A 23,986-nucleotide genomic window follows, 5' to 3' on the forward strand; every position below is an offset into this window, starting at 1 on the left:
GGGGACGGACAGGCAGGGAGAATCCCGGACGAATCCAGGCGTCAAACGATCCGATCCGGTCGGACCGGATCGGATCTTCACCTGTTGTTGACGTACGGGCCGGGTTCAGAGGTTCCCGGGACCTTCGGACGGGCGCCCGAGCACCCCGGGGCGGCGCTGCCAGGGGTGCGGCCCGGCGGCCGGCCGGTACTCCACGCCGAGCGCGTCCAGGCGGGCGTAGTGGGTGGTCATCCGGCGCTCGAAACCCGCCCAGTCCCGGGCGGCCGGCTCTCGCGGCAGCTCCGACCAGGCCACCTCGGCGAACGCGGCCAGCCGGGGGAAGGCCCGGTAGTCGACGTCCCGGGCGTCGTTCATGAACTCGGTCCACAGGTTGGCCTGGGTGCCGATCACCCGGGCGGCCGCAGCAGCATCGAGCTCGGCCGGGACCGGCTCGAACCGGTAGACGTCCTCCAGCGTGCGCACGAAGCCGACCGGGATCGGCTCGTCCTCCCCGGCCGCCTGCCGGTGGTCCAGGTAGACGTGCTGCTCGGGGCACATCACCACATCGTGGCCCGCCTTCGCGGCCGCCACCCCACCCTCGTAGCCGCGCCAGGAGGAGACCGCGGCACCGGGCGCGAGACCGCCCTCCAGGATCTCGTCCCAACCGATCAGCCGCCGGCCCCGGTCGGCCAGCCAGCTGTCGAAGTGCCCGATGAACCAGCTCTGCAGCCCGTCCTCGTCCGCCAGCCCGAGCTCCTTGATCCGGTTCTGCGCGGCCTGGCTGAGCTTCCACTGCTCCTTGCGGCACTCGTCACCGCCGAGGTGGACGAACCTGGACGGGAAGATCTCGAGGACCTCCTCGAGCACCCCCTCGAAGAACCGCAGGGTCTGCTCGGAGACGTTCAGCACGTTCTCGCTGATCCCCCAGTCCGTCCAGACCGACAGCCCGGCGGTGTCCACCACATCGGTGTTGCCGAGCTCGGGGTAGGCCGTGATGGCGGCCTGCGAGTGGCCGGGCAGGTCGATCTCCGGGACCACGGTGATGTGTCTGGCATCCGCGTACGCGACGATCTCGCGCAGGTCGTCCTGGGTGTAGAAGCCGCCGTGCGGCTCGTCGTTGCGGCGCTCGGCGGCCCGGAAGCCGACCATCGAGCGGTCCCGCCAGGAGGCCACCTCGGTGAGCCGGGGGTAGCGCTTGATCTCGATCCGCCAGCCCTGATCGTCCGTCAGGTGCAGGTGCAGCACGTTCAGCTTGTGCGCGGCCATCAGGTCCAGGAAGCGCAGCACGTCCGCCTTGGGCAGGAAGTGCCGGGAGACGTCCAGCAGCACCCCGCGCCAGCCGAACCGGGGCGCGTCCTCGATCTCGACGTACGGCAGCGCCCAGCCGGTACGGCGCAGCGGCGCGCGGCGGTAGGCGTCGGGGCCGAGCAGCTGACGGAGCGTCTGGGCGCCGTGGAAGGCACCGGCCGGGCTGCCCGCTGCCAGCCGGGCGCCGCCGGAGCCGATCGAGAGCCGGTACGCCTCCGGGGCCAGCGACTCGTCGAGGCACAGTCCGATGCCACCGCCGCCCGGGCGGAGCGGGAGGCCGGTGGCGGCGTCGAGAGCGGCGCGGAGCCAGGACTCGACGCCCTCCAGGCCTGGTTCGGCGGTCAACGTCGTGCCGGCGTCCAGCACGAACTCGCCGGTCTCGGGACGGGTGACACTCAGCGGGGCCGGGATGAGATCCATGACCTCATCCTGCCCCGCCGGAGCACCAGTGGCATAGACCAATCGGCCTGCCTACTTCTTGTCGTCATCCCCGCCCTGCGGCTTGCCGATGCCCTCGAAGATCTCCTTGCACATCGGACAGACCGGGTACTTCTTCGGGTCGCGCCCGGGCACCCAGACCTTGCCGCAGAGCGCGACCACCGGGGAGCCGGAGAGCGCGCTCTCCATGATCTTGTCCTTCTGGACGTAGTGCGCGAAGCGCTCGTGGTCGCCGTCGCCGTGGGACACCTGGGGGACGGGCTCGACCAGGGTTCCGGTACCGAGACCGCGCTCGGGCTCAAGAGTGCTCATAGGCGCCAAGTCTATGGGGCCCGGAGCCCGTACGGGAGCGGGCCTCGGGCCCTCGGGCGGGCCTCAGTTCAGCGTCGGGTCGTCCGGGTACGTCGCCAGCACCGCGAGCGGGCCGCGCTGGCGGCGCAGCACCGCGCGCCAGAGCCGTTCCGGGTCCGGACAGAAAATGTCACCTGGCTCACAGTCCACCAGGTACCAGGCGCCCTCGGCCAGCTCGGCCTCCAGCTGGCCGGGCGACCAGCCGGCGTACCCCGCGAAGACCCGCAGCCCGCCCAGCTCGCCGGCCAGCACCTCCGGCGGAGCCTCCAGGTCGACCAGCCCGATCGCACCGTGCAGGCGCCGCCAGCCGAGCGGCTCCGCCTGGCCCGGCTCGCCGGGGACCACCGCCACCGCGAGCGCCGAGTCCAGGCCGACCGGACCGCCCTGGAACAGCACGGCCGGCCGGCCGGCCAGCTCTGACCAGCCGTCCAGCACCGCCGCCACCTCGATCGGGGTCGGGCGGTTGAGCACCACACCGAGTGCGCCCTGCGCGTCGTGGTCCAGCAGCAGCACCACGGAGCGGGCGAAGTTCGGGTCGGTGAGCATCGGCGTGGCGACCAGGAGTCGGCCGGTGTGCGAGGAGGCCGGGGTCATGCCCATATGATCCCGCAGTCCGGCCCCGGCCGGGCGTCCAACACGAAAGCCGTCCCGGTTCTGGCACCACCCGAACGGGCGTACCGGCCCGCCGTGTCGGCTCGCGAGCGAGCATGATCACCAATAGGGCGCAAGGGAACCAATCGTCCTCCCCTTACCATCTATAGGTGGTGGAAGGGCCTTCTACTCCGGTGGAAGATCCTTCCACTTGCGTCTGCCCTGCTCCGCAGCCGATTCACCCCCCTTTGGCATCCCGGATTGCGAGAACGATGACCGACGACGTCCTGCTGGTCCACGGCGGAAACCCGCTCGAAGGCGAGATCCGGGTCCGTGGTGCGAAGAACCTGGTCCCCAAGGCCATGGTCGCCGCCCTGCTCGGCACGGGCCCCAGCAGACTGCGCAACGTCCCGGACATCCGCGACGTCAAGGTGGTCCGCGGGCTGCTGCAGCTGCACGGCGTGACGGTGCGCACCGGCGACGAGGAGGGCGAGCTGATCCTCGACCCCTCGCACGTGGAGAGCGCCAACGTCGCCGACATCGACGCGCACGCGGGTTCCTCGCGGATCCCGATCCTGTTCTGCGGCCCGCTGCTGCACCGTCTCGGGCACGCCTTCATCCCGGGCCTGGGCGGCTGCGACATCGGCGGCCGGCCGGTGGACTTCCACTTCGAGGTGCTCCGCCAGTTCGGCGCCACCATCGAGAAGCACCCGCAGGGCACCTACCTGGTGGCGGCCCAGCGGCTGCAGGGCACCAAGATCGAGCTGCCCTACCCCTCGGTCGGCGCGACCGAGCAGGTGCTGCTCACCGCGGTGCTCGCCGAGGGCGTCACGGAGCTGCGCAACGCGGCCGTCGAGCCGGAGATCGTCGACCTGATCTGCGTGCTGCAGAAGATGGGCGCGATCATCTCGCTGGGCACCGACCGGACCATCCTGATCACCGGCGTGGACGAGCTCTCCGGCTACAACCACCGCGCCCTGCCGGACCGCCTGGAGGCGGCTTCCTGGGCCTGCGCGGCGCTGGCCACCAAGGGCGACATCTACGTCCGCGGCGCCGACCAGATCCCGATGATGACCTTCCTGAACACCTTCCGGAAGGTCGGCGGCGCCTTCGAGATCGACGACGAGGGCATCCGGTTCTGGCACCCGGGCGGCGAGCTCAAGGCGATCGCGCTGGAGACCGACGTGCACCCCGGCTTCCAGACCGACTGGCAGCAGCCGCTGGTGGTCGCGCTGACCCAGGCCGACGGCCTCTCCATCGTGCACGAGACGGTGTACGAGTCCCGGCTCGGCTTCACCGGCGCGCTGAACCAGATGGGCGCGCACATCCAGCTGTACAGCGAGTGCCTGGGCGGCACCCCCTGCCGCTTCGGCGCCCGCAACTTCCAGCACTCCGCGGTGGTCTCGGGCCCGTCCAAGCTGATCGGCGGCGAGCTGGTCATCCCCGACCTGCGCGGCGGCTTCTCGTATCTGATCGCGGCGCTGGCGGCCGAGGGCACCTCGACCGTGCACGGCATCGACCTGATCAACCGGGGCTACGAGAACTTCATGGAGAAGCTCCGCGACCTCGGCGCCCAGGTCGAGCTGCCGAGCGAGGAGCTCGTCACCGTCTGATCGACCTGTTGAAACGACCGTGGCCGGTCTCCCCTCGGGGAACGGGCCGTACGAGCGGCACGGTGGGTGCGCTCGAAGGTCAGAAAGCCGGGGATGGTGACCTTCTCGTCGCCCTTGGCGACGACCTCGCCGACAACCTCGGCGAAGGCGGCCAGAACAGCGTCGGCGTCCTTGCGGGTCACCTCGGCGCGCTCCGACAGAGCGGCCACCAGCTCACTGCGGTTCATGTGTACTCCTGTGGTCTGTTCGCGTTGCGGTGTGCGGGGGCCCATCGGTCGTCCCTCCCGGGCCCTCCATTTCTGGAGGATGGCCGGACGGGCCGCTGGTCCGCACACTGTGCTCATTCAGGCGAGGGTTGGTCAGGGGTCGGGCTTGCACCCCGAAGCGCCTCAAACCGCACTGCCTGGGTACGAATCCTGCCCCGACCGGCACTGAGAAAGCCAATCGGACCCCGGCGCGGTTGACCCGAACAGTGCCCGCCCACCGGAGTTGTGACGCTCCGTCGGCTCCGGCGGACCGGATCGGGCGACGGTCCAATGGACACGCCGGGAGCCCAGGGGGACGTTCCGTACTTGTCGGACACGCCTGCCCCGTGCAGGGCTACCGTACGCCCTGGCACCGACAAGCCCAAACACGCCCCTTCCCCTTGTGTCGCAAGGGTTCGGGGCGTGTGTGACTGGGTAGGGCCGCCGACCGGGCATTTGTCCGAGCGCACGGCCACTCCCGAGCGCCCGTGCGACCTAGAGCCGAACGGCCGGGAAAGCCGCAGTGTCGAGCGTCCCGACGATGCCGGGGGTGGGCCTCCCCGGGGCGGGCTCAGCGCCGCCACGGGCCGCCAGGGCGGCCTCCCGGACGGCTGCGGCCACGGTCTTGGCCACGTCGGGGTGGAAAACGCTCGGGATGATGTAGTTGGCGTTCAGCTGGTCGTCGGCGACCGTGGTGGCCAGCGCCCGGGCGGCGGCGATCATCATCTCGGTGTTGACGGTGTGGCTCTGCGCGTCCAGCAGACCGCGGAACACGCCGGGGAAGACCAGCACGTTGTTGATCTGGTTCGGGAAGTCGCTGCGGCCGGTGGCCACCACGGCGGCGGTCTGCCTGGCCACCGCCGGGTCGACCTCCGGGTCCGGGTTGGCCAGCGCGAAGACGATCGAGTTCGGGGCCATGGTGGCCAGGTCGTCGCCGTCCAGCAGGTTCGGGGCCGAGACGCCGATGAAGACGTCGGCGCCCGCCACCGCCTCCTTGAGGGTGCCGGTACGGCCCGAGCGGTTGGTGTGCTCGGCGATCCAGCGCAGCGAGTCGTTCAGGTCGTCCCGGCCGCTGTGCACCACGCCGCGGACGTCCGCGACGGTGGCGTGCTCCACGCCGGCGGCCAGCAGCAGCTTGAGGATCGCGGTACCGGCGGCGCCGGCGCCCGACATCACGATCCGGACCTCGGAGATCTCCTTGCCGACCACCCGCAGCGCGTTGGTCAGCGCGGCCAGCACCACGATCGCGGTGCCGTGCTGGTCGTCGTGGAAGACCGGGATGTCCAGTGCCTCGCGCAGCCGGGCCTCGATCTCGAAGCAGCGCGGCGCGGAGATGTCCTCCAGGTTGATGCCCGCGAAGCCGGGGGCGATCGCCTTCACGATGGCGACGATCTCGTCGGCGTCCTGGGTGTCCAGGCAGATCGGCCAGGCGTCGATGTTGGCGAACCGCTTGAACAGCGCGGCCTTGCCCTCCATCACCGGCAGCGCCGCCATCGGGCCGATGTTGCCGAGGCCCAGCACGGCCGAGCCGTCGGTGACCACCGCGACGCTGTTGCGCTTGATGGTCAGCCGGCGGGCGTCCTCGGGGTTCTCGGCGATCGCCATGCAGACCCGGGCCACACCGGGGGTGTAGATCATCGAGAGGTCGTCACGGTTGCGGATCGGCAGCTTCGAGGACATCTCGATCTTGCCGCCGAGGTGCATCAGGAAGGTCCGGTCCGAGACCTTGCCGATGGCCACGCCGTCGATCGCGCGAAGCTTCTCGACGATCTCCTCGCCGTGCGCCACCGAGGAGGCCGCGACCGTCACGTCGATCCGGAGCGCCTCCAGGCCCGAGGCCGTGACGTCGAGACCGGTGACCGAGCCGCCGGAGGACTCGACCGCGGTGGTGATCGAGCTCACCGCGTTTCCGGTGGCCGGGACCTCCAGCCGCACCGTGATCGAGTTCGAGACACTGGGCACCGTCGCCATCGACGTCCTTCTTCCTGGATCAACACGTTCTGAGATCAACACTTTGTTGAAAATCTCACGCCTTGGGCATGCTAGACCTCGATCGTCGCACCTACCAAGGGCCTGCCAGAAATAACGTTCATTGAGTGTCCGGAGTCGACAAGGCTTCTTGCCCTCCACGGGCGATGCGTTACATTGGACAAGGCACCGACTCGATCCAAGCCCCCGGGCCCAACCTTCGTCGCTACGAGCGACCACTTGCCGCGAGGCGAGCATGGCGGGTCGGTGTCACTAACGTCGGAAGGCCCCTCACCACTGGTGAGGGGCCTTCTTCGTGTCGGACCGTCAGCGCAGCAGCGCCGGCACCCCGTCCGCGTCCGGCAGGTCGTCCGGGCCCGAGAGCACGGTCAGCCGCTGGGTCGCCCGGGTCAGCGCCACGTACAGCACCCGCAGCCCCGCCTCCGACTCCCCCGCGATGCCGACCGGGTCGGCCACCACCGTGGCGTCGTACTCCAGGCCCTTGGCCTCCAGGCTGCCGAGCGCCACCGCCCGCTCGCCCAGACCCTCGATCCAGCCGGCCGCCTCGGCCCGGCGGTCCATCGGGACCACCACCGCGACGGTGCCGTCCACCTCGGCCAGCAGCCGGGTCAGCTCGGCCCGGGCGGCCGCCGCGAAGACCGCGGGTTCGGCCGAGGCCGCCGCCGCGAAGCGCGGCGCCAGGCCGGTCGAGCGGACCGCCGTCGGCGAGGGGGTGCCGGGCGCGGCCAGCGCCAGCACCTTGGCCGCCACCTCGGCGATCTCGGACGGGTTGCGGTAGTTCACGGTCAGCGTGTGCCGACGGCGCGGCTTGCCCGCCAGCACCTCGTCCATCGCCGCCTGCGCCTCCTGCGGGAACGGCCAGGAGGACTGCGCCGGGTCGCCGACGATGGTCCAGGTCGCCATCCGGGAGCGCCGGCCGACCATCCGCCACTGCATCGGGGTGAGGTCCTGCGCCTCGTCCACGATCACGTGCGCGTACTCGACCCGCTCGACCGGCACCCGGTCGCGCTGCCGGGCCGACCGGTCAGCGTACGTGGTGACCTCGTCCAGACCGGTCAGCAGGTCCACCGCGTCCACCTCGCGGGCCACCCGCCGGGCCGCCTCGCCGAGCAGCAGCTGCAGCTCGTCGACCATCGCCACGTCGTGCGCCGAGAGCGGGCCCTCGCCACGGTCGGTCAGCTCACGCCAGGAGACGGCCAGCAGGCGCGCCTCCTCCGGCGTGACGGCCCGGCGGGCGATCCGGTTGGTGTGCCGGGGCTGCTTGAGGGTGGCCAGCACCCGACGGGGCGTCAGGGACGGCCACCAGGCCTCCAGGAAGTCCAGGAAGACCGCCTCGTCGGAGACGTACTCGTCGAAGGCCTCCTTCTCCTCCTGGCGCTGCTCCCTGGCGTAGTGGTCGCTCGGGCGCGGCTGGTGCCTGATCGCCTCCTGCCAGAGCGCGTCCAGCAGCAGCCGCCGGGCGCGCGGGCGGAGCAGGTTGAGCGGCGTCCCACCGCTGCCGATCACGTTGCCGCGCACCGTCCGGAGCTTGTTGGCGTCCAGCCGGAGCGCCTCGCCCCGGGCGAACACCTTCAGATCGGTCGGCGCACCCAGCTCCAGCGCGGCCTTGGCCGCCCGGCGCAGCAGCGTCACCATCCGGGCCGAGCCCTTCACGTGCGCGGCCTCCGGGGTGTCGTACCGGCCCGCCTCGATGCCGTCCACCAGGCTGCCGACGGCCCGGATCGCGACCTGGCCCTCCTCGCCCAGCGAGGGCAGCACGCCCTCGGTGTACGAGACCAGCAGCGCGGTCGGGCTGACCACCAGGATGCCGCCCGCGTACCGGCGGCGGTCCTGGTAGAGCAGGAACGCGGCCCGGTGCAGTGCGACCGCGGTCTTCCCGGTGCCCGGGCCGCCGGTCACCAGGGTGGCGCCCGGCGCGGGGGCCCGGATCACCTCGTCCTGCTCGCGCTGGATCGAGGAGACGATGTCGCGCATCGAATGGCTGCGGGCCCGGCCCAGCGAGGCCATCAACGCGCCGTCACCGACCACCGCCAGCTCCTGACCGTCCAGGGTCGGCGTCAGGTCGGGGCGCAGCAGGTCGTCCTCGACCCCCAGCACCTTGCGGCCCTTCGACCGGATGACGCGCCGTCGGATCACCCGACCGGGCTCCAGCGGGGTGGACCGGTAGAACGGTGCGGCGGCCGGCGCCCGCCAGTCGATGACCAGCGGCCCGAACTCGGCGTCGAGCACGCCGAGCCGCCCGATGTGCAGCGACTCGGCGACGGCCGGGTCGGCCGGGTCGAGCGGGGTCTGCGAGGGGATGCCGTGCTCCTCCGGAGCATCGGCCTGCTGAAGGTCGATCCGGCCGAACAGGAAGTCCTCGAACTCGGCGTTCAGCCGGTGCAGGTGCGCGCCGGCCCGGTACACCTGGGCATCACGCTCGGCGAGCGCGCCGGGCGTACCGACCTGCACGCGCTTGGCGGCGTCCTCCAGGATGTACTCGGCCTCGGCGAGCTTCTCCTCCAACCGGTGGTAGACCGTGTCGAGATGGCGCTGTTCGCCCGCGATCTCGCGGTCGCGAATGGTGTCTGAGTCAGAGCTGCTGTGCATGGCCTCGGGGGGTGCGGCGAAGGACCTCGGAAAAGAGACGGACGGATGATCCTACGCCCTAGGCACCCACCTGAGCCATGCACTACCCAGGGGCTCGGGAAAGTGCGACGCCAGCCTCTGCAAAAGGTCACCCGTGCGTAGCTGGTCAGGCACTTTCGCAGTGATGCCCGCCGGCCACGAACCGTCGCCGTTCCCCGAGCCCCTGCGGGGATCGTCTCACCTACGCGGCGCCGTACTTCTCGCCCGGATCCGCCACCGGATCGAGCGCCAGCCGGTACCCCCGCTTGACCACGGTCGCCACCAGCGAAGGCGCGCCCAGCGCGGAGCGCAGCCGCGCCATCGCCGTCTCCACCGCGTGCTCGTCGTTACCGCTCCCCGGCAGCGCCCGCAGCAGCTCGGCCCGCGGCACCACCCACCCCGGCCGCTTCGCCAGCGCCCGGAGCAGCGCCATCCCGGCCGGCGGTACGGGGCGCAGTTCGCCGTCCACCAGCACGGCCTGGCCGCGCAGCTCCAGCAGGTGCCCGGCCACCGAGAGCCGCCGCGCCCGTCCCGGCAGCTGCGCGGTGAGCATCTGCACCATCGCGCCGAGCCGCATCCGCTCCGGCCAGACCGTCGCGACGTCCAGCTCCTCCAGCGGGGCCGCCGTCACCGGGCCGACGCAGACCGGCAGCACGTCCCGGCGCAGCGCGTGCAGCAACTCCGCTGTCAGGCCGCGCTGTTCGGCCCGGTCGAGCAGGCTGATCGCGGCCGGGGCGCTGGTGAAGGTGACCGCGTCCAGGGCGCCCGCGCAGCAGGCGTCCAGCAGCCGGTCCAGCGGGGCCAGGTCGACGGGCGGCAGCCAGCGGTAGACCGGGACCTCCACCACCTCCGCGCCGGCCGCCTTCAGCGACTCGACGAAGTCCCGCAGCGGGGCGCCGTGCAGCTGGACGGCGATCCGCCGTCCGTCGACGCCCTGCTCCAGCAGGCGCTCCAGCACCTCGACCGAGGACTCCGACTCGGGCGACCACTCCTCACGCAGTCCGGCGGCCCGGATCGCGCCCTTGGCCTTGGGCCCGCGCGCGAGCACCACGGCCTTCCCGAGCCGGTCGATCAGGTCGTCACCGAGACCCCAGCCTTCGGCGGCCTCGATCCAGCCCCGGAAGCCGATGCCGGTGGTGGCCACCGCGATGTCCGGCGGGTCGGCGACCAACGCGCGGGTGGCGGCGAGCAGGTCGGTGTCGTCGGTGAGCGGCACGATCCGCAGGGCGGGCGCCCGCAGTACGGCGGCGCCCCGGCGTTGGAGCAGGGCGGCAAGCTCGTCGGCCCGCCGGGCGGCGGTGATGCCGATGGTGAACCCGGCCAGTGGCGGTACCGGTTCGGTGCGGTCGGTGGGGCGACTGCTCGTCAGATCGTCCATGGCTCGGTCCTTCGGTGGTGCGCCCCACGGCTGCGGCGGGCCGGGAGGGTGGGTGGACGGAAATCCTCCCTCCCTGCGGTGTCGCGGCGGGGTCGGTCCGATTTCCGGGCTGTTTCGCAGGTCGGACCGGCCGTCCAAGGGGTGGACGGCCGGTCGCGACAGGGCCGGCCCGTCAGGCGCGGGCCAGCGCGGGGCTCGGTACGGCCTCGCCGGGAGCGGCGGTCGGGCGGCGCAGGTACACCGCCCAGGTGAGGACGAAGCAGATCGCGTACGCCACCAGGAAGGAGACGAAGGCCGGGGTGCCGGTCTTGGCCACCAGGAAGGACTGCCGGAAGGCCAGGTTGATGAAGAGCCCGCCGAGCGCACCGACCGCACCGATCACGCCGACCGCCGCGCCCGACATCCGGCGGGACCACGCGGCGGCCTGCTCGACCGTGTCGCCGAGCTGGGCGATCCGGTCCTGCGCCTTGGCCTCGAAGATCACCGGGATCATCTTGTAGGTGGAGCCGTTGCCGAGACCGGCGAAGACGAACAGGGCGATGAAGCCGGTCAGGAAGACCGGCAGCGACTTGATCGAGGAGGCGTACGTGACCAGCGCGGCGGCGGCCGCCATCGCGGCGAAGTTCCACAGCGTGATCCGGGCCCCGCCCAGCCGGTCCGCCAGCCAGCCGCCGACCGGCCGGATCAGCGAGCCGAGCAGCGGGCCGACGAAGGTCAGCTGGGCGGCCTGCAGCGGGGTGCGGCCGAACTGGTTCTGCAGCACCAGGCCGAAGGCGAAGCTGAAGCCGATGAAGGAGCCGAAGGTGCCGATGTAGAGGACGGACATCAGCCAGGTGTGCTTCTGCTTCACGATCTCGGCCAGCGCTCCGGTGTCGCTCCTCATCGGCGCCAGGTTGTCCATGAACAGCGCCGCGCAGACCGCCGCGATCACGATCAGCGGCAGGTAGATCCCCAGCACCAGCCTCGGGTGGGTGGCCCCGGCCCAGGTGATCACGCCGAGCGCGACCAGCTGGATCACCGGTACGCCGATGTTGCCGCCGCCCGCGTTCAGGCCGAGCGCCCAGCCCTTCCGGTGCTGCGGGAAGAAGGCGTTGATGTTGGTCATCGAGGAGGCGAAGTTCCCGCCGCCGAGCCCGGTCAGCGCTGCGACCAGCATGAAAGTGGTGTACGAGGTGCCGGGGTGCATGACATAGGCGGCCGCCAGGGTCGGCAGCAGCAGCAGAAGGGCGGACACGATGGTCCAGTTCCGCCCGCCGAACCGGGCCACCGCGACCGTGTACGGAATCCGGACGAACGCGCCGACCAGGGTGGGCACCGCGACCAGGAAGAACTTGCCGGCCGGGTCCACGCCGTACTTCGGCCCCATGAAGAGGACCATCACCGACCAGAGGCTCCAGATCGAGAAGCCGATGTGCTCGGAGATGATCGAGAACAGCAGATTCCGGTTGGCCACCTTCCGCCCGGTCCGCTCCCAGAAACCGGCGTCCTCCGGCTGCCACTCCTGGATCCAGCGACCGCCCGATCTGCCCTGCGCTGCCGTGTCCGTACCCATCGCGCTCCCCTTGCCTGCCGGTGCCCTGTGCCAACTGACGTTAGGAGGCCGTGATTTCGCCCTCGTTGTGGCCTGTGACACCCGAGGAACCGTCCTCTCACCCGACGGACGCCGTCGTTGTGAGGGCGGGGCCCCTGACCAGAAGGAGTGGCGCAACCGCGAAGTGCCTACCCATCACGGCGCCGACGAACCGGACCGGCTGTGAGAAGGGTTGACACCGCATGGCCCGAGGGGGACGCTGCCGTCATTCCGACGACGACCGCCACCCCTCCCACCCCGGGTGGCTTGTTAACGCTCACATGACTTGTGCGTGTCGCACTTGGCTGTCACCCCGCCAGGAGACCTGCGTGAACGTCGGAAGCCCCATGGCCTGATGGCCCTCCCGGCTGCCCACCACTGCGCCGCGTTCGCATCCCCACCCCCCAGCGAAGGACGAACAGATGAAGCACCGATCCTTCTTAGCCGCCGTCACAGCCGCCGCGCTCCTCGTCCTGGGAGCCGCCGGCACCGCACAGAGCCGCACCGCCGACCCGGCCGCCGCACCCGCGGCCGTCAGTGCCGCCGCGCCGACAGCCGGCTGCGGCAAGGCTCCGACGCTGAGCAGTGGCGCCCACACGATCCAGAGCAGCGGCCAGAACCGCAGCTACATCCTCAGGCTCCCCACCGGCTACGACAGCAACCGCCCCTACCGCCTGGTCTTCGGGTTCCACTGGCGGGGCGGCACCGCGAACGACGTCGACTCGGGCGGGACCGACGGGTACAACTGGTCCTACTACGGCCTGCGGCGGCTGGCGGACGGCGCGAACAACGGCACCATCTTCGTCGCCCCGCAGGGCTTCGACAACGGCTGGGCCAACAGCAACGGCCAGGACGTGACCCTCGTCGACGACCTGACCCGCCAGCTCGAGGCGGGGCTCTGCGTCGACAGCACGCAGCTGTTCGCCGCCGGCTTCAGCTACGGCGGCGCCATGTCGTACGCGCTCGCCTGCGCACGGCCGACCGTCTTCCGGGCGGTCGCGGTCTACTCCGGCGCGAACCTCAGCGGGTGCGCCGGAGGAACGCAGCCGGTCGCCTACATCGGGCTGCACGGCCTCCGGGACAACGTCCTGCCCATCGCCTCGGGACGCGCACTCCGGGACACCTTCGTCAGGAACAACGGCTGCACCGCGCAGAACCCGCCGGAGCCGGCGAACGGCAGCCTGACCCACATCGTCACCACCTACTCCGGATGCCGGTCCGGATATCCCGTCGTCTGGGCGGCATTCGACGGCGCGGGCCACGACCCCGGCCCCATCGACGGCTCCACCGGTGACGGCTGGCGCACCTGGACGTCGGGCGAGGTGTGGAAGTTCTTCTCCCAGTTCGACTCGAGCACCACTCCCCCGCCCACCGGCCAACAGCTCGTCGGGCAGCAGTCCGGCCGGTGTGTCGACATCAACGGCACCGCCACGGCCAACGGCACCCAGGCCCAGCTGTGGGACTGCAACGGCGCCGCCAACCAGCGGTGGACCTACACCGCCGACAAGCAGCTCACGGTCTTCGGCAACAAGTGCCTGGACGCCTCCGGAAAGGGCACCACGAACGGCACCGCAGTGGTGATCTGGGACTGCAACGGCCAGACGAACCAGCAGTGGAACCTCAACTCCAACGGCACGGTCACCGGAGTCCAGTCGGGGCTGTGCCTCGACGCCACCGGCGTGGCGACGGCCAACGGTACGAAGATCCAGCTGTGGGGCTGCTCGGGCGGGGCGAACCAGCAGTGGCACCTCCAGAGCTGACGCGGGCCGCCTGACGGTGCGAAGGCGCCCCGGCAGGCCGTGAGCGGCCGGGGCCCGGGAAGCACGAAGGCCMCCCTCCGGKGTGGAGGGKGGCCTTCGATACACATGGGGTGGTGGAGATGCCGGGAATCGAACCCGGGTCCAGTGGAGTGGATTCAGGACTTCTCCGAGCGCAGTCCGCTGTGATTTTCTCGGCCCTGGCAGTCACACGGACAAGCCGCCAACAGGCCCAGTCACTGTTTGATTTCCCCACCGACCCCCGTGACCGGGGTGGCAAGTTGAGTTCCCTAAATTATGCCAGGGTCCGGGTCGGGAACTCCCCGGTCTGACACCCGTTCACTTTCGCTTAGGCAGCGAGAGCGAACTGCTGGGCATCGCGCTTAGAATTGGCGATTATTGTTTTGCGGCAGATGGTTAACGAGATCATTGCCGCGTTCCTCGGCTCGCTTCTCCTGTTTCGACTTCCCCTGTCGAAACCGATCATCCCCATGTTTTGTTGAGAAACAGCTCCCGGCGGGCGGACCCTCCGGTTGGTGCTGCGCCCATACTACGCGCAGCGACCGGCCTGGCCAAGCAGATTAACCCTGCTGGCGGCGGCGGACCGCCGCGACCGCCCGGTCCGTCTCACGACGGTCCTGCTTCTCGCGGAGGGTCTGCCGCTTGTCGTGCAGCTTCTTGCCGACCGCGAGGGCCAGTTCGAGCTTCACCCGGCCGTCCTTGAAGTACAGCGAGAGCGGCACCAGGGTGTGGCCGGTCTCCTTGGTCTTCGACTCGATCTTGTGGATCTCCATCCGGTGCAGCAGCAGCTTGCGCTTGCGCCGCGCCGAGTGGTTGGTCCAAGTCCCCTGGGCGTACTCGGGGATGAACACGTTGTCGATCCACACCTCGCGCCCCTGGACGTAGGCGTAGCCGTCCACCAGGTTGGCCCGCCCCTCGCGGAGCGACTTGACCTCGGTGCCGGTCAGCACCAGACCGCATTCGTACGTGTCGAGGATGGTGTACTCGTGTCGCGCCTTCTTGTTCTGCGCGATCAGCTTCTTTCCGGTTTCTTTAGCCATAGCGCCGATCATTCTCGCATCCCGGCGAGGCCCCTGGCAGCCCCTTTACCGCCGGAGCGTCACACCGCGGGGCTCGAAGGTGACGGTACGCAGCAGCTCCACCACCACCGGGCAGTAGGTCTCCCAGTCCTGGACGGAGGGCGTGCTGAAGGTGACCACGGTCAGGCTGCGCCCCGTCGGGTCGGCCTCGCGCGGAACCGGGATCCACGCCTGCAGGGTGGCCACCGGAATCGGCTCGTCCGCCCCGCTCGGCGAAACGGCGGCGGGGATCAGCAGCGGGGCGTCCAGCTCGATCTCCACGGCGGCGGGCCCGCAGGGCAGTTCGTACCGCTGGAGCTGCCGGCGGTCGGACCCTCGGCGGCGGATCTCGATGATCCCCGCGACGGCGACCTCCGGATCGGAGCAGTCCACCTCCTGGTGCGCGATCAGCAGCGAGGCGGCGGACGGACGGCTGTCGTCGATCAGCCCGAAGCAGGAGGCCGCGTAGTACGCACCGGTGGCAGCCAGCTGCCGGGAGGTCTGCCGGTAGGTCGCCAGCAACTGCTTGAGCAGGACCGGGTCGGTGTCCTCGACCCGGTCCTCCCCGATCCGCCCGCGCAGGTCGTCGGCAAGCTCGAAATCGTCCGCCCCGACCGGGATCTCCCGGAAGTCGGGCGGCAGCTCGAACTGGATCCGGTACTCAAGACTCATACGCCGAGCCCCCACTTCTTCCGAGCCCGCTCGGCCGCCGCCCGCTGGGAACTGCGGACTCCCACCTGACGGATCAACATGGCGAGCGGCCCGGGCTGCTGGTCGGCGCGGGTCACTCCAGTCAGCGCCAGCAGGTCCTTGGCGTCCTCCGGAGTCATCCCCGAGATCCGGACGCCCGGGTGCCAGCCCGGCGGGTTGAAGCCGAAGGGCACGTCCGTGCGCCAGCTGAACGGGGGCGTGAAGGACGGGTCCGCCTGCGGGTTCCGCATGTAGGCCGCCCGGCGACGGGCGAGTGGGCTGTCGTCGCGGACGAACCGGATGCTGTTCCAGCTGCTCCCGGCCTTCATGTCGGCAAGCGCGTAGCCGTAGAGGTGCGCCACCCAAACCACCTCATGCGGCGTTCCCAGGGTGTACGTGACAGAGAACTCGGGTCGCCCGTCGGCGAGGGCCGGTACCTGCTCGGCGTGATTCATCGTGCGCCCCTCTCGGCGGCGGCCTGGCGGTCCTTCTCGACGCCTGCCTTCCAGGAGTTCTCGAAGGCGTGGCTGATGAGCAGCGGCGAGGTTATCGGGCCGCCGACCATGCCTATGCCGACCTGGGCCACCTGGCGGTCGTTCTGCGGGACGAAGTAGCTGAGTGTCTCGTCGGAGCCCAGCAGGCTCTTGACGTCCATGAAGTCGCCGACCGCGCCGCCCACCCCGTCACCCCGGGCGATCGCCGTGACGATCTTGCCGGCCGCCTCGCCCTCGCGGGCGGCCATCGCCCCGGCCCGGCCGATCCCGAAAGTCAGACCACCGAGCGCGTCCTCGCCCAGCGTGGCCCAGGAGACATCCGCCCCACCGGCCTTGGCCACGCCGTGCAGCCCGAGTGCGCCGAGCCCGGTGACGCCGGAGACGACCTCCAGCGGCACCCCGACGATCGCTCCGACCGCTGTCCCGTCCAGGGCCAGACCGACCACACCGGTGACCGCGCTGATGGTGGAGAGCACGTCGCCGACCGCCGCGATGGAGTTGGCGTGGTCCTGGACGAACTTCACCACCTCCTGCCCGGCCTTGATCTGGAGCATGGCGACCTGCTCGATGGACTCGCCGAGCCGGGCCAGCAGCCCGGGCCCGTCCGGGGCCTGTTCGGCCGCCGCCCGCAGGGCTGCCGCGCACTTCTCGGAGAGGTCCTCGTGCAGCGCCGAGAGCTCGGCGGCCTGCCTCCGCAGGTCGGCGAGTTCGTCCTCCGCGCTGTCCACCTCGCGGGCCGCCGCGGCCAGCCGCCGCTCGGCGTCCGCCAGTTGATCCCCGTCGGTGAACAGCACGTTGACCAGGTCGAGGTCGGGGTTGTCCTTGGCCCGCTTCAGCCGGGCCTTGGCGGCCTGGGCCGAGTCCTCGTACGCGTGCGCCTTGGACTTCAGGCCCGCCAGGTCGGCGCCCCAGCGGTCCAGCTCCCGGGCGGCCCGGTCGAAGGACTGCCGGGCGATCTCCAACTGCCGGGGCAGCGGCTGGATCTTCGCGGTGAAACCCGACGCCGCGTCACCCTGCCACCCGGCGTCGCCGGAGACGGCCCGGGTCAGCGTCGCGTGCGCGTCCTCCAGGTACTTGGCGGAGGTGGTGAGCTGCAGCACCAGGGCGTCGATCCGGCCCGGGTCGCCGGGCGCGGGGTCGAACCCCAGCGCCGGGAAGTCACGTTCGAACATGGTGCCCCCTCAGCTCGCCGCAGCCGAAGCCGAAACGCCCTGGTACACGGCCGCCAGTGCGGCCTCGGTCTGCTGGTACGCCGTGACCGTCTGCTCCAGGCCCTTGCTGACGGCCTGGACGGTCTGCGTCAGCTGCTTGAGGCCGTACTCCCACTTCTCCTGGAAGTCGTCGCAGGCGTGGTCGAGCCGCTTGCTGCCGGTGGTCTTCGGCCCGGTGGTCTCCATCGCGCGCATGGCGGCGCCCATCGAGCCGGTGCTCTCACCCAGTTGACGTGCCAGCAGGTCCAACTGACCCACGTCGACACGGAAATCCGATGTCACTTGTCCGCCCCCCAGCGTCGCCACCGTGCCGCGTGATCCGTCGGCACCCGTCGTGGCGTTCGGTCATGGTAGCCACACGCTCCGACACGACCGCGGATGGGGGGCTACTTGCGGCCGAGGCCGGAGAGCACGGTGTCGGCGAGCCGGAGGGTGTCGGCGGGGGTGGCGCCGGCCGGCCGGGGGACGTCGGGGGTCAGGCCGGTGCCGTCCGGGGAGCGGCCGGCCGGGGTGAAGTACCGGCCCACCGTGAGCTCGAGCACGGCGCCGTCGGCCAGCCGGCTGGGCTGCTGGACGGTGCCCTTGCCGAAGGTCCGGGAGCCCACCAGGACGGCGCGGCTGCGGTCCTGGAGTGCTCCGGCCAGCAGTTCGGCGGCGCTCATGGTGCCGCCGTCGACCAGCACCACCAGCGGTGTGGCGGTGTCGCCGCCGGGTGCGGCGGTGAGTTCGCGCCGCTCGCCGTGCTCCAGGTAGGAACCGACCGGGCCGCCGTCCAGGAAGAGCGCGGCGGTGGCGGCGGCCTCGTCGACCAGCCCGCCGGAGTTGCCGCGCAGGTCGAGCAGCACCCCCTTGGCACCCTGGGCGGCCGTCCTGACCTGCTCGGCCACCCCGGCGGTGAAGCCGTGCACGGCGATCCGGACCACCCCGGCGCGCGGGTGGTCCACCGTCACGTCACGGGCCGCCAGTTCGGCCCGGCGCAGGGTGAGTTCGCGCTCCACGCCGCCGGGGCCGCGCAGCGCCAGTGCGACCGTCGAACCGGCCGCGCCGCGCAGCCCGGCCACCACTTCGGTGACCGGCAGCCGGTCGGCCGGGGCGCCGTCGATCCGTAACAGCTGCTCCCCGACCGCGATCCCGGCCAGCTCGGCCGGCCCGGCCGGGGTCACCTGGGCCACCGTGGTGGCCCCGTCGGGCGCGCGGCGGACCGAGAGGCCGACGCCGTGGTACCGCCCCTGGGTGAGGTCGGTGTACGCCTCGCGGCTGTAGTACGCGGCCCACGGATCGCCGCCCCCGGCCAGCAGTTGCTCGGCCTGCTGCCGGGAGAGGTCGGCCCCGGCCAGCGTCTGGCCGTCCAGCGCGTCCGAGGAGGTGGCGAGTTGGGCGAGCGCCGGGGGTTCGCTCCAGGCACCGGTCATCGCGCCACCGAGCAGCACGGTGCCGAACACCAGCGAGAGCATGGCCCCCTGGCGTACCCCTCTGCGCAGTGTCACCGACATGGCCCGGAGTCTAGGCGCCGCGCTCGGCCGGACGTCAGACCTTCAGGTACTTCCGCAGAGTGAAGAACGCCGCGATCGCGGCCATCCCCATGCCGACCACGACCAGCAGCGGGATCACCGACAGCACCGAGGAGAGCCCGATGAAGTGGATGAACTCCACCTTCTTGGCCAGGAAGCCCTGCACGAAGAAGTGCCCGCCGACCAGCAGCCCGGAGGCCAGCGCGGCCCCGAGCAGCGCGGCGAACGCGGCCTCGGCGATGAACGGCATCTGGACGTAGAAGTTCGAAGCACCGACCAGGCGCATGATGCCGGTCTCACGCCGTCGGCTGAACGCCGACACCCGGACGGTGTTGACGATCAGCAGCAGCGCAACGAACAGCATCAACACCATGATCACGAACGCGGCCGTCTGCAGACCGTTCAACAGCCCGAACAGGTTCTCCAGGATCTTCTTCTGGTCCTGCACCGACTTGACGCCCGCGTTGCCGGCGAAGGCGCTCTGCATCACGTCGTACTTGGTCGGGTCGGTCAGCTTCACCCGCCAGGACTGCGGCATCGCCTCCGCGCCGACCGCGACGATCAGCGGGTTGTCCGGGTTGAGGTCCTTCCAGTGCTTGAAGGCCTCCTGCGAACTCTCGAAGGTGAAGTTCTGCACCAGCGGCATCTTCTCCAGCTTCGCCTTCACGTCGGCGATCTGCTGGTCGGTGGCCGCACCCGCTGCACACTGGGCCGACTTGGAGTCGGCCTTGGTGCAGAAGTAGATGCTCACCTCGACCTTGTCGTACCAGAAGTCCTTCATCGAGTTGACCTGGTCACGCACCAGCAGGCTGGCTCCGGCCAGGGCGAGCGACAGCGCAACACTGACCACGACCGCGATGGTCATGGTCAGGTTGCGACGGAGACCGACGCCGATCTCCGACAGAACGAACTGGGCGCGCATGGCTTTGTCTCACTCCAGGGTCATTGCGGGTGGGGGCGGGCAGGCGGACGAAGCGTCAGGCTCAGTGCTGGTAGCCGTAGACGCCACGGGCCTGGTCGCGGACCAGCAGCCCCTTGTCGAGCTCGATCACTCGCTTGCGCATCTGGTCGACGATGGCCTGGTCGTGGGTGGCCATCAGAACGGTGGTGCCGGTGCGGTTGATCCGGTCGAGCAGCTTCATGATGCCGACCGAGTTCTGCGGGTCGAGGTTTCCGGTCGGCTCGTCGGCGATCAGCAGCATCGGACGGTTCACGAAGGCGCGGGCGATCGCCACGCGCTGCTGCTCACCACCCGAGAGCTCGCCGGGCATCCGGTCCTCCTTGCCACCGAGGCCGACCAGGTCGAGCACCTCGGGGACGACCTTGTTGATGGAGCTCTTCGGCTTGCCGATCACCTCGAGGGCGAACGCGACGTTCTGCGCCACCGTCTTGTTCGGCAGCAGGCGGAAGTCCTGGAAGACGGTGCCCAGCTGGCGGCGCATGTGCGGCACCTTCCAGTTGGACAGCTTGCCGAGGTCCTTGCCCAGGACGTGCACCTCGCCGACGCTCGGCCGCTCCTCGCGCAGGCAGAGCCGGAGGAAGGTCGACTTGCCCGAGCCGGAGGACCCGACCAGGAAGACGAACTCACCCTTCTCGATCTCCAGCGAGACGTTGTCCAGGGCCGGACGGTTCTGCTTGGGATAGGTCTTGGAGACGTTGTCGAATCTGATCACGGCTGCATCACGGGGGCCATCCTAGGTGGAATGGCGACCGGTTCGGCCGAACTTCCGTGACCCGATCGTTACTTCGGGCCTCGGAGGGCTGGCCGGACGGCACCGTTCCTCGGTCGGTTCCACTCCCGCGGCAGGCCGGGAGCGGCGGCGGAAATGGCGGACTGCCACTTCTCCGGTCTCGGACCATACGCGAAGCGCATCCGGGCTCGCAGGCCCGGCCGGTCCGACGGCCTGAGAATTGGTGGCGAATGTTCTGTTTTGCCCGGATAAATGCGAGCCATGTCACAGACCTGCTTGCGGTTGAGCGGTCCACCGCCCCCACGCACGGGCCGGATCGTCCGGAACCTGGCACAGTGGTAGGCAGAGAGCGGCCGTATGGGGCAGCCGAAGGAACCGGAAGCCCTCCCGGCGCGTTGCTGTAAGCAGCAAGGAGGAGATCGCATGACGTGCGACCATCTGGTGTGCGCCAACTGCAACGGCCGCGTGAGTGACGGTCGCTGCCCCGTCTGCCGCGCCAACCGGGCCCGGCTGGAGGGCGAGCAGGGCCCGTTCGCCGCACTGACACCCGCCACGCTGCTCGCGTTGCTGGTCGGCCTGCTGGCCGTGGCACTGATCGCCCGGCAGGCCCTGGCCTGACCCGCGCCGCACCGAACGACGAGAAGGGCCCCGGGACGACGTCCCGGCGCTGCTTGCGCCRGCGGATCCCTGCCTCGATAAACCCGTCGATGTCCCCGTCCAGCACGGACTGCGGGTTGCCGACCTCGAACTCCGTCCGCAGGTCCTTGACCATCTGGTACGGGTGCAGGACGTAGGAACGCATCTGGTTGCCCCAGGAGCTGCCGCTGTCCTTGAGCGCGTTCATCGCGGCCTTCTCCTCCTGCCGGCGCAGCTCGAGCAGCTTGGCCTGCAGCACGTTCATCGCCGAGGCCTTGTTCTGGATCTGCGAGCGCTCGTTCTGGCAGGAGACCACGGTGCCGGTCGGCAGGTGGGTGATCCGGACCGCCGAGTCGGTGGTGTTGACGCCCTGGCCACCGGGGCCCGAGGCGCGGTACACGTCGATCCGCAGCTCGCCCTCGTCGATGTCGACGTGGTCGGACTGCTCGACCACGGGGAGCACCTCGACGCCCGCGAACGAGGTCTGCCGGCGGCCCTGGTTGTCGAACGGCGAGATCCGGACCAGGCGGTGGGTGCCCTGCTCGACCGAGAGCGTGCCGTACGCGTACGGCACCTTCACGGTGAAGGTCGCGGACTTGATGCCGGCCTCTTCGGCGTACGAGGTGTCGTAGACCTCGGTCGGGTAGCCGTGCCGCTCGGCCCAGCGGAGGTACATCCGCATCAGCTGCTCGGCGAAGTCGGCGGCGTCCACGCCACCGGCCTCGGCCCGGATGTTGACCAGGGCCTCCCGGGCGTCGTACTCGCCGGAGAGCAGGGTGCGGACCTCGAGCTCCTCGACCGCCTTCTGCACCGAGGTCAGCTCGGCCAGCGCCTCGGTGAGGGTGTCCGCGTCGTCCTCGTCCTCGGCCAGCTCGAACATGATCGAGAGGTCGTTCACCCGGCCGCGCAGGGTCTGCACCTTGCGCAGCTCGCCCTGCAGGAAGGAGAGCCGGCTGGTGACCTGCTGCGCGTTCGCCAGGTCGTCCCACAGGTTGGGGGCGGCTGCCTCCTCCTCGAGGGCGGCGATGTCGGCCCGGATCTTGTCCAGGTCGAGGACGGCCTCGATGGACCCCATGGTCGTTTCGAGGGACTTGAGCTCTTCTGAAGGATCGACGGCTGCCACGCCACCAGCCTAATGGTTCGGGGCGGCCGACCGTGCATGGGTATCCACAGCCGGGTCGGTCGGCCACGGAGCGGGTGCCCCGACCCGCGCGTCGGGCGGCGACGCCGCGAAGGCCGAGTACGCGGCCGCCGCACCGGCCAGCAGCAGCACCACGGCGAGCAGCACCGCGTACAGCCGGCGGCGCCGGACCAGCGCCCGCCGCCCCTTCCGGTGGCCGCTCGCCGGGGCCGCCTCCCGGCGCTGGGCCTGCGACTCGGCCGCGTAGGAGGCCAACTCCTGGGCGGACGGGCGGCGCAGGCTGGTGTGGGTGTCCCGGGTGGAGTCAGGCGAGGGGGTCGGCACCAGCGGGACGGCCGGGCCCCGGCGGCGCCGGTGGGTGCCGGGGCCGGCGTCCACCTCGGCGTAGACCGCCTCGCCCGGGGTGATCAGTTCCTCGGCCGGGGCCTTGCTCTGCGGCGGGACGTGCGCGGGCAGCCCGGCCAGGTACGGCAGTTGCTCGCGCAGCCGCTCGGCCAGCTCGGCGGCGCGCAGCCGGGAGGCCGGGGCCTTCGCCAGGCACTCGCCGATGATCCGTGACAGACCGTCAGGAATCCCGGCGATCGGCGGGACGGTCTCGGTGACGTGCCGCCGCAGCACCGCGCCGGTGTGGCCGCCGCCGAACGGGGTGAAGCCGGTCAGCAGCTCGTACAGGACCGTGGCCAGCGCGTAGATGTCGACGGCGGCGCGCGGCTCCAGGCCCTCGATGATCTCGGGGGCCAGGTAGTCGGGGGTGCCGATGATCCTGGTCGCCCTGGTCCGGCGCGGGGCGTCCACCAGGCGGGCGATGCCGAAGTCGGTGAGCTTGGCGCGCGGGGCGCCGCCGGGCCCGGCCGGGGCGGCCAGGTCGAGCATCACGTTCTCCGGCTTCACGTCCCGGTGCACGATCCCGGCGGCGTGTGCGGCGGCCAGGCCGTCGGCCACGTCGGCGATCACCGAGACGGCGGCCAGCGGGGCCATCGGACCGTCCCGGTCCAGCCGGGAGCGCAGGTCGGCGCCCTGCACCAGCTCCATCACCAGGGCCAGGTCGTCGCCGTCCATCACCATGTCGCGGACCCCGACCACCCGGGGGTGGTCCAGGCTCATCAGCGCGGTGCGCTCCTGGATGAACCGCCCCACGAGGACCTGATCGGATGCCAGATCCTCACGCAGCAGCTTGACTGCCACCGGCCCGTCCGGGCCCTCGCCGAGCCAGACGGTCCCGGCGGACCCCCGGCCGATCACCTGGTGGACGGTGTACCGGCTGCCGATCTTGCGTGCCAATGCTGCTGCTCCGTAGGCGGCGGGAGCACGCGGTACTGCTGCGTGCTCGGTAGGTCGGTGCTTCAGCCCACCAACCTACGCGCCCGACGGCCGTTCGGGGGACGCCGAACGGCCCTGTAAGCCCTCGGGTGACAGGAAAAATCGTGAAGTGTCGACAAATCCCTACTACTGACTGCCGGTCAGATCGGTGACCCAGTCGCTCGCGGTGGTGAACCAGTCCTGCACGTTCTGCCACCAGATCGGCAGGTCCGTGAAGTTCCACAGCGCGACGGCGGCCACCGCCAGCACCACGATCACCATCAGGCAGCCCTTGAGACAGCCCAGGCCGGGGATGTACATCCGGTTCCGGCTGCGGCGGCGCGGCTCCCGGCCGGGCTCCGGCTCGCGCTGCTGCGGGGCCGGGGGCTCCTGGCGGCGCGGCGGGGC

The 23,986-nt window shown here is 70.8% G+C and carries 18 protein-coding genes, 1 other RNA gene and 3 pseudogenes; 2 read left to right on the forward strand and 20 right to left on the reverse strand.

The window, feature by feature from the left end; translation table 11 throughout:
• Positions 1-105 precede the first annotated feature (105 nt).
• The 3 genes from ACXJMZ_RS26025 to ACXJMZ_RS26035 all read right to left on the reverse strand — a co-directional run bounded on the left by ACXJMZ_RS26025 (position 106) and on the right by ACXJMZ_RS26035 (position 2,670).
• Positions 106-1,707, reverse strand: coding sequence for a beta-N-acetylhexosaminidase (locus tag ACXJMZ_RS26025; protein ID WP_457032466.1), 1,602 nt, complete (start codon positions 1,705-1,707; stop codon positions 106-108).
• Positions 1,708-1,758: 51 nt separating this feature from the next.
• Entirely contained in the window at positions 1,759-2,037 is a 279-nt protein-coding gene (locus ACXJMZ_RS26030) for a DUF3039 domain-containing protein (protein WP_057240860.1), read from the reverse strand.
• Between the two features lie 63 nt (positions 2,038-2,100).
• The gene (locus ACXJMZ_RS26035) at positions 2,101-2,670 is read right to left on the reverse strand and encodes a YqgE/AlgH family protein (RefSeq protein ID WP_457032467.1); all 570 of its coding nucleotides are present in this window, start codon (positions 2,668-2,670) and stop codon (positions 2,101-2,103) included.
• A 269-nt stretch (positions 2,671-2,939) separates the two neighbouring features.
• On the opposite strand from ACXJMZ_RS26035, the gene murA reads away from it, so the two are divergent.
• Positions 2,940-4,280: a UDP-N-acetylglucosamine 1-carboxyvinyltransferase gene (gene murA, locus ACXJMZ_RS26040; protein ID WP_057237510.1), complete on the forward strand. Its 1,341-nt coding sequence runs from the start codon at positions 2,940-2,942 to the stop codon at positions 4,278-4,280.
• Between the two features lie 20 nt (positions 4,281-4,300).
• Here the strand turns inward: murA and ACXJMZ_RS26045 are convergent.
• The 5 genes and pseudogenes from ACXJMZ_RS26045 to ACXJMZ_RS26065 all read right to left on the reverse strand — a co-directional run.
• A pseudogene (locus ACXJMZ_RS26045) lies at positions 4,301-4,507 on the reverse strand (HU family DNA-binding protein); the annotation flags it as partial.
• Between the two features lie 513 nt (positions 4,508-5,020).
• A complete protein-coding gene (locus ACXJMZ_RS26050) occupies positions 5,021-6,496 on the reverse strand; it encodes a malic enzyme-like NAD(P)-binding protein (RefSeq protein ID WP_457032468.1) in 1,476 nt (491 codons plus the stop codon).
• A gap of 324 nt (positions 6,497-6,820) precedes the next feature.
• A complete protein-coding gene (locus ACXJMZ_RS26055) occupies positions 6,821-9,103 on the reverse strand; it encodes a HelD family protein (RefSeq protein WP_457032469.1) in 2,283 nt (760 codons plus the stop codon).
• A 220-nt stretch (positions 9,104-9,323) separates the two neighbouring features.
• Positions 9,324-10,499 carry a uroporphyrinogen-III synthase gene (locus tag ACXJMZ_RS26060; protein ID WP_457032470.1) on the reverse strand — a complete coding sequence of 392 codons (1,176 nt, stop codon included), beginning with the start codon at positions 10,497-10,499 and terminating at the stop codon, positions 9,324-9,326.
• Positions 10,500-10,671: 172 nt separating this feature from the next.
• A complete protein-coding gene (locus tag ACXJMZ_RS26065; RefSeq protein ID WP_457032471.1) occupies positions 10,672-12,051 on the reverse strand; it encodes a nitrate/nitrite transporter in 1,380 nt (459 codons plus the stop codon).
• 440 nt (positions 12,052-12,491) lie between these two features.
• Here ACXJMZ_RS26065 and ACXJMZ_RS26070 point away from each other — a divergent pair, with 440 nt between their 5' ends.
• The gene (locus ACXJMZ_RS26070; RefSeq protein WP_457032472.1) at positions 12,492-13,829 is read left to right on the forward strand and encodes a ricin-type beta-trefoil lectin domain protein; all 1,338 of its coding nucleotides are present in this window, start codon (positions 12,492-12,494) and stop codon (positions 13,827-13,829) included.
• 111 nt (positions 13,830-13,940) lie between these two features.
• Here ACXJMZ_RS26070 and ssrA read toward each other — a convergent pair.
• From ssrA to ACXJMZ_RS26130, 12 genes and pseudogenes are all read right to left on the reverse strand, one after another.
• Positions 13,941-14,317: a transfer-messenger RNA gene (gene ssrA / locus ACXJMZ_RS26075) on the reverse strand.
• A gap of 90 nt (positions 14,318-14,407) precedes the next feature.
• Entirely contained in the window at positions 14,408-14,887 is a 480-nt protein-coding gene (gene smpB / locus ACXJMZ_RS26080; RefSeq protein WP_457032473.1) for an SsrA-binding protein SmpB, read from the reverse strand.
• A gap of 45 nt (positions 14,888-14,932) precedes the next feature.
• Complete coding sequence (locus tag ACXJMZ_RS26085; RefSeq protein ID WP_457032474.1) at positions 14,933-15,577, reverse strand: hypothetical protein; 645 nt, start codon at positions 15,575-15,577, stop codon at positions 14,933-14,935.
• A complete protein-coding gene (locus ACXJMZ_RS26090; RefSeq protein WP_457032475.1) occupies positions 15,574-15,957 on the reverse strand; it encodes a hypothetical protein in 384 nt (127 codons plus the stop codon). The genes ACXJMZ_RS26085 and ACXJMZ_RS26090 overlap by 4 nt, the downstream gene beginning before the upstream one ends.
• Positions 15,958-16,046: 89 nt before the next feature.
• Entirely contained in the window at positions 16,047-17,261 is a 1,215-nt protein-coding gene (locus tag ACXJMZ_RS26095; RefSeq protein WP_457032476.1) for a hypothetical protein, read from the reverse strand.
• A 9-nt stretch (positions 17,262-17,270) separates the two neighbouring features.
• A complete protein-coding gene (locus ACXJMZ_RS26100) occupies positions 17,271-17,558 on the reverse strand; it encodes a hypothetical protein (protein WP_457032477.1) in 288 nt (95 codons plus the stop codon).
• Positions 17,559-17,686: 128 nt separating this feature from the next.
• Complete coding sequence (locus ACXJMZ_RS26105) at positions 17,687-18,793, reverse strand: S41 family peptidase (RefSeq protein ID WP_457032478.1); 1,107 nt, start codon at positions 18,791-18,793, stop codon at positions 17,687-17,689.
• Between the two features lie 34 nt (positions 18,794-18,827).
• A complete protein-coding gene (gene ftsX, locus ACXJMZ_RS26110) occupies positions 18,828-19,733 on the reverse strand; it encodes a permease-like cell division protein FtsX (protein ID WP_184919061.1) in 906 nt (301 codons plus the stop codon).
• A gap of 61 nt (positions 19,734-19,794) precedes the next feature.
• On the reverse strand, positions 19,795-20,484 hold the full coding sequence (gene ftsE / locus ACXJMZ_RS26115) for a cell division ATP-binding protein FtsE (RefSeq protein ID WP_457032479.1): 690 nt from the start codon (positions 20,482-20,484) through the stop codon (positions 19,795-19,797).
• 682 nt (positions 20,485-21,166) lie between these two features.
• Positions 21,167-22,261 (reverse strand): annotated as a pseudogene (gene prfB, locus ACXJMZ_RS26120) (peptide chain release factor 2); the annotation flags it as partial.
• 9 nt (positions 22,262-22,270) lie between these two features.
• The gene (locus ACXJMZ_RS26125; protein ID WP_457032480.1) at positions 22,271-23,560 is read right to left on the reverse strand and encodes a serine/threonine-protein kinase; all 1,290 of its coding nucleotides are present in this window, start codon (positions 23,558-23,560) and stop codon (positions 22,271-22,273) included.
• Between the two features lie 165 nt (positions 23,561-23,725).
• Positions 23,726-23,986 (reverse strand): annotated as a pseudogene (locus ACXJMZ_RS26130) (serine/threonine protein kinase); the annotation flags it as partial.

The organism is Kitasatospora sp. P5_F3, assembly GCF_054049135.1.

Excerpts from the sequence above, each read along its gene's own strand:
- ACXJMZ_RS26025 (WP_457032466.1), bottom strand. The coding sequence starts at position 1,707 with ATGGATCTCATCCCGGCCCCGCTGAGTGTCACCCGTCCCGAGACCGGC.
- ACXJMZ_RS26030 (WP_057240860.1), bottom strand. The coding sequence starts at position 2,037 with ATGAGCACTCTTGAGCCCGAGCGCGGTCTCGGTACCGGAACCCTGGTC.
- ACXJMZ_RS26035 (WP_457032467.1), bottom strand. The coding sequence starts at position 2,670 with ATGACCCCGGCCTCCTCGCACACCGGCCGACTCCTGGTCGCCACGCCG.
- murA (WP_057237510.1), top strand. The coding sequence starts at position 2,940 with ATGACCGACGACGTCCTGCTGGTCCACGGCGGAAACCCGCTCGAAGGC.
- ACXJMZ_RS26050 (WP_457032468.1), bottom strand. The coding sequence starts at position 6,496 with ATGGCGACGGTGCCCAGTGTCTCGAACTCGATCACGGTGCGGCTGGAG.
- ACXJMZ_RS26055 (WP_457032469.1), bottom strand. The coding sequence starts at position 9,103 with ATGCACAGCAGCTCTGACTCAGACACCATTCGCGACCGCGAGATCGCG.
- ACXJMZ_RS26060 (WP_457032470.1), bottom strand. The coding sequence starts at position 10,499 with ATGGACGATCTGACGAGCAGTCGCCCCACCGACCGCACCGAACCGGTA.
- ACXJMZ_RS26065 (WP_457032471.1), bottom strand. The coding sequence starts at position 12,051 with ATGGGTACGGACACGGCAGCGCAGGGCAGATCGGGCGGTCGCTGGATC.
- ACXJMZ_RS26070 (WP_457032472.1), top strand. The coding sequence starts at position 12,492 with ATGAAGCACCGATCCTTCTTAGCCGCCGTCACAGCCGCCGCGCTCCTC.
- smpB (WP_457032473.1), bottom strand. The coding sequence starts at position 14,887 with ATGGCTAAAGAAACCGGAAAGAAGCTGATCGCGCAGAACAAGAAGGCG.
- ACXJMZ_RS26085 (WP_457032474.1), bottom strand. The coding sequence starts at position 15,577 with ATGAGTCTTGAGTACCGGATCCAGTTCGAGCTGCCGCCCGACTTCCGG.
- ACXJMZ_RS26095 (WP_457032476.1), bottom strand. The coding sequence starts at position 17,261 with ATGTTCGAACGTGACTTCCCGGCGCTGGGGTTCGACCCCGCGCCCGGC.
- ACXJMZ_RS26105 (WP_457032478.1), bottom strand. The coding sequence starts at position 18,793 with ATGTCGGTGACACTGCGCAGAGGGGTACGCCAGGGGGCCATGCTCTCG.
- ftsX (WP_184919061.1), bottom strand. The coding sequence starts at position 19,733 with ATGCGCGCCCAGTTCGTTCTGTCGGAGATCGGCGTCGGTCTCCGTCGC.